Source organism: Vibrio marinisediminis (genome assembly GCF_014050145.1).
Lineage (GTDB): Bacteria > Pseudomonadota > Gammaproteobacteria > Enterobacterales > Vibrionaceae > Vibrio > Vibrio marinisediminis.
Genome location: NZ_JACFYF010000278.1, coordinates 1 through 265, shown reverse-complemented (window position 1 = coordinate 265; position 265 = coordinate 1). Strand labels below are relative to the sequence as shown.

The 265-nt window shown below is 66.4% G+C and carries 1 protein-coding gene; it reads right to left on the bottom strand.

The window, feature by feature from the left end; genetic code table 11:
* Positions 1–265, bottom strand: a 265-nt coding sequence (gene ccsA / locus H2O73_RS21185) for a cytochrome c biogenesis protein (RefSeq protein WP_182110817.1), incomplete at both ends; no start/stop codon positions are given.

The following is a 265-nucleotide window of genomic DNA, read 5'->3' as shown; positions in this document are numbered from 1 at the left end:
CAGGTCCCCCAGGTGGGCACGCCCCACACCGCCCCGGAGAACAGCGCGATAAAGGTCATGGCGGCGCCCAGCGGCGCCATCATCGCCGCCGCCATGTCGGCGACCTTGATCTTCCAGACCATGAAGATCAGCCCCGCCACCGCCATGCTGACGAAGATCGACTGGGCCAGAAAGGCCGCCGGGACATGTACGTAGATGATGCGGGAGCTGTTGCCCTGCTGATAGTCCTGCGGAGCGAAGGCCAGTCCCCAGACGCTGCCCGCCA